14 protein-coding genes are annotated in these 15,573 nt (G+C 68.1%); 4 read left to right on the forward strand and 10 right to left on the reverse strand.

The annotated features are described in order from the left end of the window. Positions 1–530 precede the first annotated feature (530 nt). Positions 531–1,598 carry a GGDEF domain-containing protein gene (locus tag E4V01_RS23755; protein WP_060771247.1) on the forward strand — a complete coding sequence of 356 codons (1,068 nt, stop codon included), beginning with the start codon at positions 531–533 and terminating at the stop codon, positions 1,596–1,598. Positions 1,599–1,701: 103 nt separating this feature from the next. Here the strand turns inward: E4V01_RS23755 and E4V01_RS23760 are convergent, their stop codons facing one another. After that, entirely contained in the window at positions 1,702–2,082 is a 381-nt protein-coding gene (locus E4V01_RS23760) for an iron-sulfur cluster assembly accessory protein (protein ID WP_060771246.1), read from the reverse strand. Between the two features lie 157 nt (positions 2,083–2,239). Between E4V01_RS23760 and E4V01_RS26400 the strand changes: the two genes are divergently transcribed. Both E4V01_RS26400 and E4V01_RS26405 read left to right on the forward strand, forming a co-directional pair. After that, positions 2,240–2,452, forward strand: coding sequence for a Uma2 family endonuclease (locus tag E4V01_RS26400; RefSeq protein ID WP_245517683.1), 213 nt, complete (start codon positions 2,240–2,242; stop codon positions 2,450–2,452). Between the two features lie 38 nt (positions 2,453–2,490). After that, complete coding sequence (locus tag E4V01_RS26405; RefSeq protein ID WP_245517684.1) at positions 2,491–2,820, forward strand: Uma2 family endonuclease; 330 nt, start codon at positions 2,491–2,493, stop codon at positions 2,818–2,820. 104 nt (positions 2,821–2,924) lie between these two features. On the opposite strand, the gene E4V01_RS23770 is transcribed toward E4V01_RS26405, so the two are convergent. The 6 genes from E4V01_RS23770 to E4V01_RS23795 form a co-directional block, all read right to left on the reverse strand. Further along, positions 2,925–3,308, reverse strand: a complete 384-nt coding sequence (locus E4V01_RS23770; protein WP_004446369.1) for an SUF system Fe-S cluster assembly protein — start codon at positions 3,306–3,308, stop codon at positions 2,925–2,927. A 50-nt stretch (positions 3,309–3,358) separates the two neighbouring features. Then, the gene (locus E4V01_RS23775) at positions 3,359–4,615 is read right to left on the reverse strand and encodes a cysteine desulfurase (protein ID WP_004446367.1); all 1,257 of its coding nucleotides are present in this window, start codon (positions 4,613–4,615) and stop codon (positions 3,359–3,361) included. A gap of 254 nt (positions 4,616–4,869) precedes the next feature. Next, entirely contained in the window at positions 4,870–6,192 is a 1,323-nt protein-coding gene (locus tag E4V01_RS23780) for a SufD family Fe-S cluster assembly protein (RefSeq protein ID WP_060771243.1), read from the reverse strand. Continuing rightward, positions 6,192–6,944 carry a Fe-S cluster assembly ATPase SufC gene (gene sufC / locus E4V01_RS23785; protein ID WP_135300068.1) on the reverse strand — a complete coding sequence of 251 codons (753 nt, stop codon included), beginning with the start codon at positions 6,942–6,944 and terminating at the stop codon, positions 6,192–6,194. Before sufC ends, E4V01_RS23780 begins: the two co-directional genes overlap by 1 nt. Before the next feature lie 223 nt (positions 6,945–7,167). After that, positions 7,168–8,637, reverse strand: a complete 1,470-nt coding sequence (sufB, locus tag E4V01_RS23790) for a Fe-S cluster assembly protein SufB (RefSeq protein ID WP_060771241.1) — start codon at positions 8,635–8,637, stop codon at positions 7,168–7,170. A gap of 93 nt (positions 8,638–8,730) precedes the next feature. After that, entirely contained in the window at positions 8,731–9,903 is a 1,173-nt protein-coding gene (locus E4V01_RS23795) for a cysteine desulfurase family protein (RefSeq protein WP_135300069.1), read from the reverse strand. Positions 9,904–10,164: 261 nt separating this feature from the next. On the opposite strand from E4V01_RS23795, the gene E4V01_RS23800 reads away from it, so the two are divergent. After that, a complete protein-coding gene (locus E4V01_RS23800; protein ID WP_135300070.1) occupies positions 10,165–10,821 on the forward strand; it encodes an alpha/beta hydrolase in 657 nt (218 codons plus the stop codon). A gap of 21 nt (positions 10,822–10,842) precedes the next feature. Here the strand turns inward: E4V01_RS23800 and E4V01_RS23805 are convergent, their stop codons facing one another. The 3 genes from E4V01_RS23805 to E4V01_RS23815 form a co-directional block, all read right to left on the reverse strand. After that, positions 10,843–11,121: a virulence factor gene (locus E4V01_RS23805; RefSeq protein WP_135300071.1), complete on the reverse strand. Its 279-nt coding sequence runs from the start codon at positions 11,119–11,121 to the stop codon at positions 10,843–10,845. Next, complete coding sequence (locus E4V01_RS23810; RefSeq protein ID WP_060771238.1) at positions 11,121–11,333, reverse strand: DUF5397 family protein; 213 nt, start codon at positions 11,331–11,333, stop codon at positions 11,121–11,123. Before E4V01_RS23810 ends, E4V01_RS23805 begins: the two co-directional genes overlap by 1 nt. 78 nt (positions 11,334–11,411) lie before the next feature. Beyond that, a complete protein-coding gene (locus E4V01_RS23815; protein ID WP_135300079.1) occupies positions 11,412–15,494 on the reverse strand; it encodes a Pls/PosA family non-ribosomal peptide synthetase in 4,083 nt (1,360 codons plus the stop codon). Positions 15,495–15,573 lie beyond the last annotated feature (79 nt).

A 15,573-nucleotide genomic window follows, 5' to 3' on the forward strand; every position in this document is an offset into this window, starting at 1 on the left:
AACGCGTGCGCGGGGAGCGTCGTCCCCCGCGTCGCGACGAGGACGGCGAGACGCCGGTCGGCCTCGGCTCGCACGTCCCGGCCTTCCTGCTGAAGCCGACCGGGTTCGGGAAGAGCAAGTAGCTCCCCCTACCAGATCCCGCTGATCCCATCGCGCTCAAGCATCGTCCCGGACACCTGATCCGGGACGATGCTTGAGGCGCTCGGTTTCGCGTCATCCTTTTCTCCGAAAGCCGGCAACCACCTTTCAGGACGATGCTCTGGCGCGATGGGTGCCCTCCTCAAGCGCCGCGCGGGTGGGGCGATACGGGTCTCTGCCTTGATCAGGACGCCCGCTGCGCCGCCGTGCCCAGAACGGAGACGATCGGTGACCGGGAATTTTGCGAGGCACGCTTAGCCGGAGCGGCGCAGGGTCAGCGCTCGGGCACTTTGTGAGACGCTCTTAACGTCCTGGCGAGATTCTGAGGCGACACTTCGGCGGAGCGGACGATATGGGCGGCGTGCCCCGTCCGCAGGAGCCTACGTCACCGGATGAGCCCCGATCCCGATCGTGATCTCAGTTTCGTGCTCGCGCAGCGCAGCTTCGAGTTGATGCGCGACTACTGTGCCTGCGCGACGCCGCGGGCCTACGCCGTGTGGTATCTCTACGTCTCCGGCACGCAGCCGCTGATGAACGATGCGGTCAAACGGCTCACGACGCAGAACGGGACGCTGACCAGCGCCGACATCGAGGGGCTCCACGACACCTACATCGACGGCCGCCGCATGGCCGTGGAAGTGGACCGGATGAATTCGAGCCTCATCGCCGAGGTCGAGGGCATCATGGAGATGATCGAGGTCTCGATCCGCTCCACCGCCCAGTACGGCGAGTCGCTTCAAGCCCTGTCGCACGACATCTCCAACACGGCCACGAGCCGGGCGCGTCTGCGCGAGGTCGTGACGACGATCATCGCCAACACCCGCGACGTGACCGCCAACAACCGCACACTCGAAGCGCGGATGCGCGAGAGCCGCAGCGAGATCGAGGCCTTGCGCGAGACGCTGGAGGCCGCCCGCCTGGAGAGCCTGACCGACGCCCTGACGGGGTTGGGCAACCGCAAGAATTTCGAGGAGTCGCTCCGCAAAACCGTCGATGTCCCGTCCGCCTCGGCGCGGCAGGGCAAGCCGACGAGCCTGATCGTGATCGACATCGATTCGTTCAAGCGCTTCAACGACCTCTACGGCCACCTGACCGGGGATCAGGTGCTCCGCCTCGTCGCCATCGTGATGCGCGAGCATATCGGCCAGAAAAGCGCGACCCTCGCCCGGTTCGGCGGCGAGGAGTTCGGCATCGTCCTACCGGAAACCGACCGGGTCGAGGCGCGGGCCATCGCCGAGCGCGTGCGCACCGGCGTCACGGGCCGCGAACTGGTGAAGCGCTCCACCGGCGAATCGCTCGGCAAGGTCACGGTCTCGCTCGGCGTCGCGACCCAGCGCGAGGACGACAATGCGGTGTCCCTGCTGGAACGGGCCGATGCCTGCCTGTTCGCCGCCAAGCGCGCCGGCCGCAACCGCACCCTCGACGAGACCGAAGTCGAGAACCTGCGCGACGTCGCCTGAGACGGACGAACGCCTCGTCCCGAAAGGCGGCCCCGGCCTCCCGGACGATGCAGAGAGCCATCGGCTCAAGCCTCGTCCGGCCTGTGAGACGCGCCGGCGCCGATCAGGCGGGCGCGCCGGCCGCGAGCCGCTCGGGATTGACCGGCGTAATCGCCACGGATTCGCCGCAGCCGCAGGCCGAAGTCTGGTTCGGGTTGTTGAACACGAACTGGGACGACAGCTTGGTCGTCTGGAAATCCATCTCGGTGCCGAGCAGGAACAGCACCGCCTTGGGATCGATGAACACGGTCACGCCCCGGTCCTCGATCACATCCTCGCCGGCTTTCCGGTCCTCGGCATATTCCATCGTATAGGACATGCCGGCGCAGCCGCCGTTCTTCACGCCGACGCGCAAGCCGGCGATCGGCGTCTCCGCATCGGCCATGATCGCCTTGAGCCGGTCCGCTGCGCGGTCGGTCAGCGTGATCACCTTGAAACTGGACATCGTGGTCTCTCTCCTGCGGCCGGGTTCAAGGCCCGGGCGGGTGAGGGGTTTTCGTACATTGACGAAGATAAGCACTCCCCCGTCGCCGGTCCACCGCAAGACCCGGCCCACCGGACGATTGCAGCCGTGCTATGCTGAATCGGTGACGGAGGGTGCGATGGCCGATCCTGCACGGCGCCTGATGATGCCGGAAGAGTTCTTCGCTTGGCAGACCGCCCAGGACGGGCTCTACGAACTCGTCGACGGCGTGCCGGTGCCGCACGTCAAGATGATGACCGGCGCGAGTGCCCAACACGACCGCGCTACCGTGAACATCATCGCCACGCTTCACGCCCCGTTGCGCGGCTCCGGCTGCCGACCAACCACCTAGCGCGCCGCACCGGCATCGCGACGATCCGGCGGCCCGACGTGACGGTGGAGTGCGGAGACCTCGTCCGCGACACCTACGAGAACCGCGCCCCGCGCCTCGTGGTGGAGGTCCTGTCGCCCTCCACCACAAACATCGACCGTTTTCGCAAGCTCGACGAGTACCGGCGCCACCCGAGCCTCGCCTACATCCTTCTGGTCGAGACGCGCTTTCCGAGCGCGGTGCTCTACCGCCGGGAGGAGGAGGGCTGGACCGAGGAGAGCTTCGAGACGCTCGACGCCGTGATCGACCTGCCCGCCCTCGGAGCGCGGCTCGCGCTCACCGACATTTACGAGGACGTGTCCTTCGAGCCGGGCCGGCCGGTCCGCTAGAGCATCATCCCGAAAGGTGGTTGCCAGCTTTCGGGATGATGCAAGAACAAAAGGTTAGAGCATCGTCCTGGATCCGATATCCAGGACGATGCTCTACGGCGCCGCTACCACATGTCCAGCGCGACGCGGGCCTCGTCGGACATCCGGCTCTGGTCCCACGGCGGGTCGAACACCATCGTGACGGAGCAGGATTGCACGCCCTGAACCGCCGAGACCGCGTTCTCGACCCAGCCCGGCATCTCGCCGGCCACCGGGCAGCCGGGGGCGGTCAGCGTCATGTCGATCAGCACGCGCCGGTCGTCCTCGATCTGCACCCGGTAGATCAGGCCGAGCTCGTAGATATCGGCGGGGATCTCCGGGTCGTAGACGCTCTTGAGCGCCACGACGATGTCGTCGGTCAGGCGATCGATTTCCTCGGCCGGGATCGCGGAGGCGGCCGCGAGGGCGGGGGTGTTGGTGCCGCCGGTGATGGTGGCGTCGGTGCTCATCGGGTCTCTCCCTCGGCCGCCGCGCGCGACGGCCGAAATTCCCAAAAGAATCAGGCGAACAGCATCTCGGCCTTGGCCAGAGCCGCGGCCAGGACATCGATTTCCTGCGTCGTATTATACAGACCGAACGAGGCGCGACAGGTCGAGGTGACCCCGAAGCGCGTCAGCAGCGGCATCGCGCAGTGGGTGCCGGCCCGCACCGCCACGCCCTGGTGGTCGATCACGGTGGCGATGTCGTGGGCGTGCGCGCCCTTCACCTCGAAGGCGATGACGCCGCCCTTGTCGCGGGAATTGCCGATCTGGCGGATCGAATTCATCGCGCCGAGCCGCTCCTGGGCGTAGGCGGTCAGCATCGCCTCGTGCGCGGCGATCTTGTCGCGGCCGAGCTTCATCATGAATTCCAGCGCCGCGCCGAGTCCGACCGCCTCGATGATCGCCGGCGTGCCCGCCTCGAAGCGGTGGGGCGGATCGTTGTAGGTGATCGCGTCCTGGCTCACCGTGCGGATCATCTCGCCGCCGCCCTGGTAGGGCGGGAGCCGGTCGAGCCACTCCTTCTTGCCGTAGAGCACGCCGATGCCGGTCGGCCCGTAGACCTTGTGGCCGGTGAAGACGAAGAAGTCGCAATCGAGCGCCCGCACATCGACCGGGCGGTGCACCGCGCTCTGCGCCCCGTCGAGCAGCACCGGCACGCCGTGGGCGTGGGCGATGCGCACGATCTCTTCGGCGGGCGTCACCGTGCCGAGCACGTTCGACATGTGGGTGATCGCCACCATCTTGGTGCGCGGCGTGAAGAGCTTCTCGTATTCCTCGACCAGGAAGTTGCCGTCGTCATCGACCGGCGCCCACTTGATGACGGCGCCGCGCCGCTCGCGCAGGAAATGCCAGGGCACGATGTTGGAGTGGTGCTCCATGATCGAGAGGATGATCTCGTCCCCCTCCCCGATCAGCCCGGCCCAGCCCATGGAGGAGGCCACGAGGTTGTAGGCCTCGGTCGCGTTGCGGGTGAAGATGATCTCGTCGGTCGAGGCCGCGTTGAGGAACTGGCGCGTGGTCTCGCGCGCGCCCTCGAACCCCTCGGTCGCGGCATTGGCCATGTAGTGCAGGCCACGGTGCACGTTGGCGTAGCCGGTCTCCATGCAGGAGACCATCGCGTCGATCACGGCCCGCGGCTTCTGCGTCGAGGCGGCGTTGTCGAGATAGACCAGCGGTTTGCCGTAGACCTTTTCCGACAGGATCGGGAATTCCTTCCGGATCGCTTCGACGTCGTAGGACGAGTCCTGGGCAGTGGTACGGACGGGTGCGTTCATCGTCTCGACCTCGAAGCGGCGCGGCCCGTCATGGAGCCGTCTTTCCCTTCACTCCCCTCATCCCGAGGTGCCGGAGCGAAGCGGAGGCCTCGAAGGAGACCTCCTGATTTCGTCGGTATCCCCTGAGCCCTCCTTCGGGGCCCGCTGACGCGGCCCCCTCGGAATGAGACGCAGGGTGGGGGTGCCCGACCTGGGCAGGGACCCGCGGATCCCCGGCAGGCCGGCGATCCGCGGGTCGGGTTGTGGGCGGTGCCCTACCCTCTCGACGCCAGCCACGCCTCGATCCCGCCGATCAGCACCGCGCGGGCGCCCTCATGCGTGACCGTCTCGACCGCCTCGCCGACGAAGGCCTGGACCAGCAGGCTCTCGGCGGTGGCGCGCGGCAGGCCGCGGGCCATGAGGTAGAACAGGAGATCCTCGTCCGGCGCGCCGCAGGTGGCGCCGTGGCCGCAGGCGACGTCGTCGGCGAAGATTTCCAGCTCCGGCTTGTTCATCATCTGACCGTCGTCGGTCAGGAGCAGGCAGTCGGACTTCATCTTGCCGTCGGTCTGCTGCGCGACCTGGCGGACGATGATCTTGCCCTGGAACACGCCGGTGGAATCGCCGTCGATCACCGTCTTGAACATCTCGCGGCCGACGCCCCCGGTCGCCGCATGGTCGGCGAGCAGGGTCGAATCCGCGAGCTGGCCGTGGCCGAGCAGCGTCGCGCCGTTGACCACGGCGTTGGCGTCCTCGCCCGCGATGTGCAGGTAGATCTGGTGACGCGAGAGCTTGGCGCCGGTGACGAGGTTGACGGTCTCGAGCTGCGCCCGCGCGTCGAGGCGCACCGAGAGCGTCGAGAGGGCGACGGCCGCATCCCCTTCCCGGTTGAGCCGGGTGTGGCGGAAGGCGGCCTCGGCGCCGATATGCACGTCGAGCGCGTCGTTGGGCTGGTAGGCCAGCCCGGCCGGTCCCTCGTGGCTCTCCAGCAGGAAGAACTCCGCCTCGGCGCCGACATCGACCAGAACGCGGGTCGCGGTCGAGAAGGCGGCCTCCCCCGTGCCGACGAAGCGCAGGTGGATCGGCGTCTGCGGCTTGGCGCCGGGCGCGACCGAGATCAGCGCGCCATCCGCCAGGAAGGCGGTGTTGAGCTGATAGATCGGGTTCTCGCGCACCTGCTCGACGGGGGCGAGGAGCTTCAGGCGGGCGTCGCCCTTGCCCATCGCCTCGTTGAGGGGCGTGACCGTCACGCCCTCGGGCACCCGGTCGAGATCCGACAGGGACGCGACGAGATGACCGTTGACGAAGGTGAGGCGGACGGCCTCGACCTCGTTGAAGCCCGTGGTTCCGGCGACGGCGGCCTGGGCCGCCTGCTCGCTCGGCGCCTCGGCGGGCGGGGCCGCTTCCGTGATGGCGGCACGCAGGTCGGTATACTTGAACGCCTCGACCCGGCGGCTCGGCAGGCCGGTCGCCTCAAAGAAGCGGAACGCCTCCTCGCGGCTGATCGCCTGCTCGCTGGCGAAGCCTTTGCGCGCGGACTCGAACAGCTTGGAGAGGCCGGCCTCGGCGGGGGAGCGGAGATTGGTGACGTCGGCCATCACGCAGCCTCGCTCGTGCGGTACTCGGCGTAGCCGGAGGCTTCGAGTTCGAGCGCCAGCTCCTTGCCGCCGGTCTTCACGATCTGGCCCTTCGACATGACGTGCACGGTATCGGGCACGATGTGGTTGAGCAGCCGCTGGTAGTGGGTGATGACGAGGAACGAGCGGCCTTGCGCCCGCAGCGCGTTCACGCCCTCGGAGACGATGCGCAGCGCATCGATGTCGAGGCCGGAATCGGTCTCGTCGAGCACGCAGAACTTCGGCTCGAGCAGCGCCATCTGGAGGATCTCCATGCGCTTCTTCTCGCCGCCGGAGAAGCCGACATTGAGGGCCCGCTTGAGCATCTCCTTGTTGATCTCGAGCTTGTCGGCGGCGGCGTTCACCTTGCGGATGAAGTCGGGCGTCGAGAGCTCGCCCTCGCCGCGGGCCTTGCGCTGCGCGTTGAGGCAGGCCTTGAGGAAGGTCATCGTGCCGACCCCTGGGATCTCCAGCGGGTACTGGAAGGCGAGGAAGATGCCGGCGGCGGCGCGCTCGTCGGCCGCCATCTCCAGCACGTTCTGCCCGTCGAGCAGGATCTCGCCGTCGAGAACCTCGTAGTCCTCCTTGCCGGCGATGACGTAGGAGAGCGTCGACTTGCCCGAGCCGTTCGGGCCCATGATCGCGGCGACCTCGCCGTCATTCACGGTCAGGTTCAAGCCGTTGAGGATGCGGTTGTCCTCGATCTGCACGACGAGGTTTTTGATCTCAAGCATCGTTCGATAGTCCTAATTCAATTCCGATGACCTTCCCTTCCCCCTCTGCGGGGAAGGGGGCCCTCGCGTCAGCGAGGGTCGGGAGAGGGGAGCGCCGGCTCCGGAGAGGTCGCTTTACCGGGCGCCACATCCTGCCGCGTCGCGCTGCCCTTCCCCGCCTGCTTCGCAGGCACCCTCCCCCCTCAGGGGGGAGGGACATTCGTTCTGTCCGTATCGAAGGCCGTCAGCCCACCGAGCCTTCGAGGCTGATCGAGATCAGCTTCTGGGCCTCCACCGCGAACTCCATCGGCAACTGCTGCAGCACGTCGCGGACGAAGCCGTTGACGATCAGCGCGGTCGCCTCCTCCTCGGAGAGGCCGCGCTGCAGGCAGTAGAACTTCTGGTCCTCGGAGATCTTCGAGGTGGTGGCCTCGTGCTCGAAGACGGCCGACGCGTTCTTCGACTCGATGTAGGGCACGGTGTGCGCCCCGCACTGGTCGCCGATCAGCAGGCTGTCGCAGTTGGTGAAGTTGCGCGCGCCCTTGGCCTTCTTGTGGGCCGAAACGAGCCCCCGGTAGGTGTTCTGCGAACGGCCCGCCGAGATGCCCTTCGAGATGATCCGACTGGTCGTGTTCTTGCCGAGATGGATCATCTTGGTGCCGGAATCGACCTGCTGCATGCCGTTCGACACCGCGATCGAGTAGAACTCGCCGCGGGAATCGTCACCGCGCAGAATGCAGGACGGGTACTTCCAAGTGATCGCCGAGCCGGTCTCGACCTGCGTCCACGAGATCTTCGAGCGGGCGCCGCGGCAATCGCCGCGCTTCGTCACGAAGTTGTAGATGCCGCCCCGGCCCTCGTTGTCGCCGGGGTACCAGTTCTGGACGGTCGAGTACTTGATCTCGGCATCGTCCAGCGCCACCAGCTCGACCACGGCGGCGTGGAGCTGGTTGTCGTCGCGCTTCGGGGCGGTGCAGCCCTCGAGATACGAGACGTAGGAACCCTTGTCGGCGATGATGAGGGTCCGCTCGAACTGCCCCGTATCGCGCTCGTTGATGCGGAAATAGGTCGACAGCTCCATCGGGCAGCGCACGCCCGGCGGGATGTAGACGAACGAGCCGTCCGAGAAGACCGCCGAGTTGAGCGTGGCGAAGAAGTTGTCGGTCACGGGCACGACCGAGCCGAGGTACTTCTTCACGAGGTCCGGGTACTCGCGGATGGCCTCGGAGATCGGCATGAAGATCACGCCGGCCTTCTCGAGCTCCTTCCGGAAGGTGGTCGCCACCGAGACGGAATCGAACACGGCATCGACCGCGACGCGACGCTCGGGCGCGATGCCTTCCAGCACCTCGACCTCGCGCAGCGGGATACCGAGTTTCTCGTAGGTCTTCAGGATCTCAGGATCGATCTCGTCGAGCGATTCCGGGCCCTTACGCTTCGGCGCGGCGTAGTAGTAGATGTTGTTGTAATCGACCCGGTCGTACTCGACCCGCGCCCATTCCGGCTCCTTCATCGTGAGCCAGCGCTTGTAGGCGTCGAGGCGCCATTCGAGCATCCATTCCGGCTCGTTCTTCTTGGCCGAGATGAAGCGAACCACGTCCTCGGAGAGGCCCTTCTCGGACTTCTCCATCTCGATCACGGTCTCGAAACCGTACTTGTACTGGTCGAGGTCGATTGAACGGACCCGATCAATGGTCTCCTGCACTGCAGGCATTCAGCGTCTCCTACCGACTCCGGCGTCAAGGACCGGGGGTTTCCAACGACACGGCGGGTTTGCCGCCGAAAGAATGGCTTGGGCGGGCGGCGCTCAGGCCGCCTGCCCTCGCCGCTGATATAGGGACGACACGACCCGTTCGAACCCCGCCGCGAAGCGTTCGAGGTCTTCCGGGCGCGAATTCCAGCCGAAACTGACGCGCAACGCCCCCGCGGCGAGCGCAGGGCTCACCCCCATCGCCGCGAGCACGGGGGAACGGGCCACTTTGCCCGAGGCGCAGGCCGACCCCGACGACACGGACAGGCCGGCGAGATCGAGGGCGATCAGCGCCGTGGACGCTTCCAGACCCGGCACGGCGAAGCTCAGGGTGTTGGGCAGGCGCGGGGCCCCCTCCCCGAACACGACGAGATCGGGTGCCAGCGCCCGCAGGCGTGCTTGGAGGCCATCACGCAAGCCCGCGAGCCGCACCGCCTCGGCCTCCAGGGTGGATCGGGCGATGTCCGCCGCCTCGCCCATGCCGACGATCCCCGGAAGGTTCTCGGTGCCGCAGCGCAGGCGTGCCTCCTGGCCGCCACCGCGCAGGAAGGCCGCCTCCAGGCCCAGCCCCTCGGCCAGCACCAGCGCGCCGACGCCCTTCGGCGCGGCGAATTTGTGGCCCGACAGGGTCAGGGCGTCGAGGCCGAGGGCAGCGAAGTCGAGCGGGATCTTTCCGACCGCTTGCACCGCGTCGCTGTGGACCAGGGCCCGTCCGTGGGCACGGGCGAGCCGTACGATCTCGGCCAGCGGCTGCACCACCCCGGTCTCGTTGTTGGCCGCATGGACCGAGATCAGCACGGCCTCGTCCCGGCAGGCCTCGAGCCGGCCCGCGAGCACGTCGAGCCGCAGCAGGCCGGCCCGGTCCACCGGCAGCACCTCGACCGCGTCCGGCGCGAATCGGTGGCCCGCGGCGACGCACGGATGCTCGGTCGCCGAGACCATCAGCCGGGTGGGGGCGGGGAGGCCCGCCTTCCGAAGCGCGCCGGAGAGCACGGTGTTGGCCGCTTCCGTGCCGCCGCTGGTGAAGGTGACGCGCTCAAGCGTCGCGCCGAGCAGGGCAGCGAGCCCCGCCCGCGCCGTCTGCAGCGCATGGCGCGCGGCGCGGCCCTCTTGATGGATCGAGGAGGGATTGCCGGGCAAGGTGAGCGCGCGCGCGACCGCAGACGCGACCTCCGGACGCACCGGAGAAGTCGCGTTGTGATCGAGATAGCTGCGCGCGCCCGACGTCATCCTGCCGTTTCGCTCCTTATCGTCCTGCCAGATCCTGATTTTCTTGATTTCGCCCCCCTCCCCCGTGCTAAGCCGCGCGAAACGCGCCGTGTGCTTCGCAGGTCGAGGCCCGACGAACTGTTTAGAATAATTCCAATGACCTAGAATTATTCTAAGAGCGCTTGTAGGTGGCGCGCGCAACGAGTCAAGCCGTGACCGGCTCAGCCTCCCTGCCTTCGCGGGGGCATCAAGGGTGAGGGTCGGATCATCTCGAGGACCACCATGCCCGAAGTTATCTTTTCCGGCCCTGCCGGCCGCCTGGAAGGCCGCTACCAAGCCCCCAAGAAGAAGGGCGCGCCGATCGCGATCGTGCTTCATCCGCACCCCCAGTTCGGGGGCACGATGAACAATCAAATTGTGTACAATCTTTTCTACACCTTCGCCAATCGTGGATTCGCAGCCCTGCGCTTCAATTTCCGCGGGGTTGGACGCAGCCAGGGCGCCTTCGATCACGGTTCGGGTGAACTCTCCGACGCCGCCGCCGCCCTCGACTGGGTGCAGTCGGTCAACCCGGAGGCGAAGTCCTGCTGGATCGCGGGCGTCTCGTTCGGCTCGTGGATCGGGATGCAGCTCCTGATGCGCCGCCCGGAGATCGAGGGCTTCATCTCGATCGCGGCCATGGCCAACCGCTACGACTTCACCTTCCTGGCACCGTGCCCCTCCTCCGGCCTGTTCGTGCACGGCTCGGAAGATCGGGTCGCGCCGGCCCGCGAGGTGATCCCGGTGATCGAGAAGGTGAAGACGCAGAAGGGCGTCATCATCGAGCACCAGATGGTCGAGGGCGCCAACCACTTCTTCGACGGCCGGGTCGACGAGCTGACCCAGACCGTCGATACCTATCTCGACAAGCGCCTCGGGACGAAGACCGAGGCGGCGTGAGGCTGAAGAGCGCAGCGGCCGTCAGCCTTTGACGGTCGCCGTGAAGTCGGACCATTGCTCGACGCGAAAGGCGCGCAGGTCGCGCACCGAGGCCGGGAACCACGGCAGGGCTTTCAGTGCCGTGATGGCTGCGAACAACTTCGCCAGATCCTCGTCGCGGCTGACGTAAAGGCTCCCCTGAACCCAGTTGAATCCTTGCCGGGCGAGCACCGTCCGGATGTCGCTGTAGGCCTGTGCGATGCCCTTCGGATGATGGGTCTGCGTCTCGACGACGACCAGATCGAAGGCGATGGCGAACATCAGCCTTCCGCAGGGTCTTCGAGAAGGTCTGTGAGCGGGTAGTCGAGTTCCTCACCCGTCTCCAAGACGCGAATCCGCATCTGCGGGCGATCCGCCGCCTTCGGCTCCGTCACGCCGACGATTTCATAGACAGGCCCAGCCGAGCCGAAGCGCCGCCATGAGCCGATCAGGCTGCAAGGTTCCTGGAAAGCCGCAGGCTTCGCATCGAGCATGGAAGTGTCCTCGGGAGCCGCACGTCCAACACCGGCAACATCGCATGAAAAGGCCTGCGGCGGCGAGAGGCTCCGGCCTCACGCCGCCCGCGCCACAGCCTCGCCCGCCGCGTGCACCACCGGCACGGCGGGCGCGCCTTCCCATTCCGAGTGGGCCGGGATCGACTCGCCCTTCATCACGATGGTGAGCGGGCGCAGCCGCGCATAGTCGCCGACATGGCTGTCGTAGAGGACGGTGGAGAAGGCGCCCACCGAGACGCCGCGCCCGATCACGACGCGGCCGACCTTCATGATGCGGTCCTCGTAGAGGTGGGTCTGGAGCGCCGCCGACCGGTTGATCGCCGCGTAGTCGCCGATCTCGACGCAGTCGAACTCGGTGATGTCGGTCATCAGCAGGCAGGTGCCCCGGCCGACCTTGACGCCGAAGAGCAGCAGCATCCAGGGCAGGAACGGCGTGCCCATCAGGTGCTCCAGCAGCACCTTGCCGGCCAAGCCCCAATAGGCGACCGCGATGGCCTCGGTGCGCATCGCCCACCACGACCACATCGGCCGCATGCCGGGGCGGTAGCGCCCCATCAGGAGCCATTTGAGACAGATGACGCTGCTCGTCTGGATCAGGGCGATGGCGACGCTCGCGAGCACGAAGGCGAGCGCCAGCCCGCTCCAATCCTCGGCGAGGATGGCCGGGTAGAACACCCAGTCGATCGCGCAGATGGCGAGCGAGATGTAGAGCATCGGCGAGAACGAGGTGGCGAAGGCCTCGAACAGGCCGCGCCGCAGCTTGACCCACACGCTCGGCGCGAAGGTCTGGGCGCTGGAGCCGAGATCGACCTTCTGCCGCACCGGCAGGCGGATCGGCGGCGAGCCGAACCACGTCTCGCCCGGCCCCATCTTGTCGTTGGCCGGCGGCTTCGACTTGATGCCGATCAGGACGTCGTCGGGGATGTTCGCGCCCGGCGGCAGCACGCCGTCATTGCCGACGAAGACGCGGGCGCCGGTCTCGACGGGATGGAGATGCATCCAGCCGCGGCGGATCTCCTCCTCGCCGACCACCACCTCGTCGGCGATGAAGTTGTTGGCGCCGACCGCGACGAGGTCGTGGCGCGAGCCGAGATTGGTCGAGATCTCGGCGCCCCTTCCCATCCGCGCGCCCATCAGCCGGTACCACGCCCGCATGTAGACGGTGGCGAACAGCGAGGAGAGCGTCTCCAGCGTCACCTCGGAGGCGAGCGCGACGAGCCACTTGCGCAGGTAGAAGCCCGACCAGATCGAGAAGGTGCCGGATGTCACCCGCGGCAGCACCGCCCAGCGGATGGCGGCGATGAGCAGCACCGTGCCCGCCGTCATCAGCATGGCGGTGGGCCAGGTCAGCAGCGGCAGGTAGACGTGGTAATCGACGTCGGTGAGTTCCGAGAGGTTATCGGAGATCTGATCGAAGATGTAGAAGGCCGGGAAGATCGGCAGCAGGCCGACCGCCGGGACCGCCGCGAGCAGGAAGGCGTAGACCGCGCCGAAGGCCGCCCGGCGGGCGGGCGAGGCGGTGGCCGGCTCGGGCAGCGCGGAGAAATCGACGGTGCCGACCCGGCGGCCCGGCGAGCCGTCCCAGGCCTCGGCCGGGCCGACCTCGGTGCCCGCGGGCACGGTGGTCAGATCCGCGATCTCGGCATGGTCCCCGATCACCGTGCCGGGGCCGATGACGCAGGAGGTGCCGATGGCGACATCCTCGCCGATCTCGACGGAGCCGATGACGAGTTCGTTGCCGACGACCTCCGCGTTGGCGATCACGAGCCGCCCGCCGAGCGAGGAACCACGGCCGATGGTGAGCAGATCGGCCGCGCCGACATCAAGGTCGGAGACCAGCACGTCGTCGCCGATCTTCGCGCCGAGCAGGCGCAGATAGGTGACGATGACGGGCGAGCCCTGGAGCCACTTGATGTGCACCAGCGGCGTCAGGCGCTGCGCCAGCCACCAGCGGTAATAATAGACGCCCCAGAGGGGATAGCGGCCGGGCTTCGTCCGCCCGAGGATCAGCCACTTGGCGGCGATCGCGATCGTCGCGGTCACCGCGTTGATGCCGATATAGACCAGCAGGAGGACGCCGAGTTCGCCCCAGAAGCCGAGCCCGCCGCCGGTGAGCAGCAGGTAGGTGACGAAGATGCCGAGCCATTGCGCGGTGGCCAGCGCGATGACGAAGGGGAGCACCACGCCCTGCGCCACGCCGCAGAGCGCCCGGCGCAGCAGCGGCGGCGGGGTAAAGCTCAGGTCGCGGATCGCGGTCTGCGCCCCCGCGCCGCCGGTGCGCTCGATCAGACTCGCGGCCATCACCCGCAGGGTGCGGCCGTTATAGACGTCCTGAAGGGTGATGCCGGCGAGCGCCGGCGTCTCGCGCACCGCGCCGACGAAGCGGGCAGCGAGCAGCGAGTGGCCGCCGAGTTCGGAGAAGAAGTCGGCCTCGAGCCCGATCGGCCCGTCGCCGAACACCTTCTTGGCGGCGGCCAGAAGCGCGGCTTCGGTCTCGTTGTCGGGGGCCTCCTGCTCGCCGTCGGCCACTGCCACGGTCAGCGGCGCGATCCGCAGCGCCTTGCGATCGACCTTGCCGGAGGTGAGCCGCGGCAGGGTCTCGACCTCCTCGAAATGGCCGGGCACCATGTAGGGCGGCATCTGCGCCGCGAGATTCTTTCGGAGCGCCGCGCGGTCGAGGTCGGCATTCCGCTCGGGCACGAGGAAGGCGACGAGGCGGTCGACCTCGTCGTCGCGCCGCAGGACCACCGCCGCCTGGTTGATCCCGCCCTGCGCCCGGATGCGCGCCTCGATCTCGCCGAGCTCCACGCGAAAACCGCGGATCTTGACCTGATCATCGATGCGGCCGTGGAAGACGATGTCGCCCTCCGGCGTCATCGAGACGGCATCGCCCGAGCGGTAGAGCACCGGGTCGGTCCCGTCGGACGGGTAGGGGTTGGCAACGAACTTTTCCGCCGTCAGCTCCGGGCGCTTGAGGTAGCCCGCCGCGACGCCGGGGCCGCCGATCAACAATTCGCCCTGCTCGCCGGGGCCGAGCAGGTTCAGCGCCTCGTCGGCGACGTAGACGGAGTAGTTCGGGATCGGGCCGCCGATGGTGACGGGCCGACCCGGCCGCATCTCGGCGGCGGTCGCCACCACGGTGGCCTCGGTCGGCCCATAGGTGTTGAACAGGCGCCGCTCACCGGTCGCCCAGCGCGCCACCAGCGGCTCGGGCAGGGCCTCGCCGCCGAGCAGCACGAGGCGGACGGTGGGCAGGTCACCGGGGATCATGGCCAGCAGGGTCGGCACCGTGTCGAGCACGGTGATCCGGGCCTCGGCGATGATCGCGGGCAGGGCCTCGACGTCGCCCATCATGGCCGGGCTCGCCACGAACAAGCAGGCGCCGACGAGATAGGGAACCCAGATCTCCTCCATCGAGAGATCGAAGGCGACGGAGGCGCCCTGGAACACGACGTCGTCGGCGGAGAGGCCGTAGACCGCGTTGCCCGAGCGCAGGAAGTGGCAGATGTTGGCGTGGCTGATGACGATGCCCTTGGGCACGCCGGTCGAGCCCGAGGTGTAGATCAGGTAGGCCGGGTGCCCCGGTCCGAGGCCGGCAGCGTCGAGATCGGGCGCGGAGGCTCCCTGCCCCGCCCGCAGAAGCGCTTCGGTGGTGACGGCGGGCGTGCCCTCCGGCGCCTGGGGCCGCAGGGCCTCCGAGACGAGGAGCGCCTTGGCCTCGGCATCGTTCAGGCACACCGCGACCCGGTCGGCGGGCGCCTCGGCGTCGAACGGGAGCCAGGCGGCGCCGGATTTCGTGATGCCGATCTGCGCGATCAGCAGTTCGGTGCCGCGGGCCATCCACAGCCCCACCACATCCCCCGGGCCGATCCCGCGGGCGAAAAGCCCGGCGGCGATGGCGTCGGAGCGGGCATCGACTTGCGAATAGGTCAGGACCGGACGGCGCCCGTCCGTGCCGGGCTCGGCGGCGTCGATCAGGCAGGGTGCGTCGGCCCGCTCCCTCGCGCTCGCCCGGAACAGGTCGGCCAGGGTCTCCCGGCGGATCAGGTCGGGCCGCGCGGGCCCCCGCAGGACGGCGCGGCCGCCGAGGCGCCCGCCCGATCCGTCGTCGTGGCGCCCCGCCTCGGCGAGACCGCCCATCCGATGCTCTGCTGCCGATTCCACGTGCTGCCCATTCCCGGATCGGTCGAACCCCGCGCCGACGCTGGCGGCGCGCGAT

Origin of the sequence: Methylorubrum sp. Q1 (assembly GCF_004683995.1) — a bacterium.
In the GTDB taxonomy this organism is placed as follows: Bacteria; Pseudomonadota; Alphaproteobacteria; order Rhizobiales; family Beijerinckiaceae; genus Methylobacterium.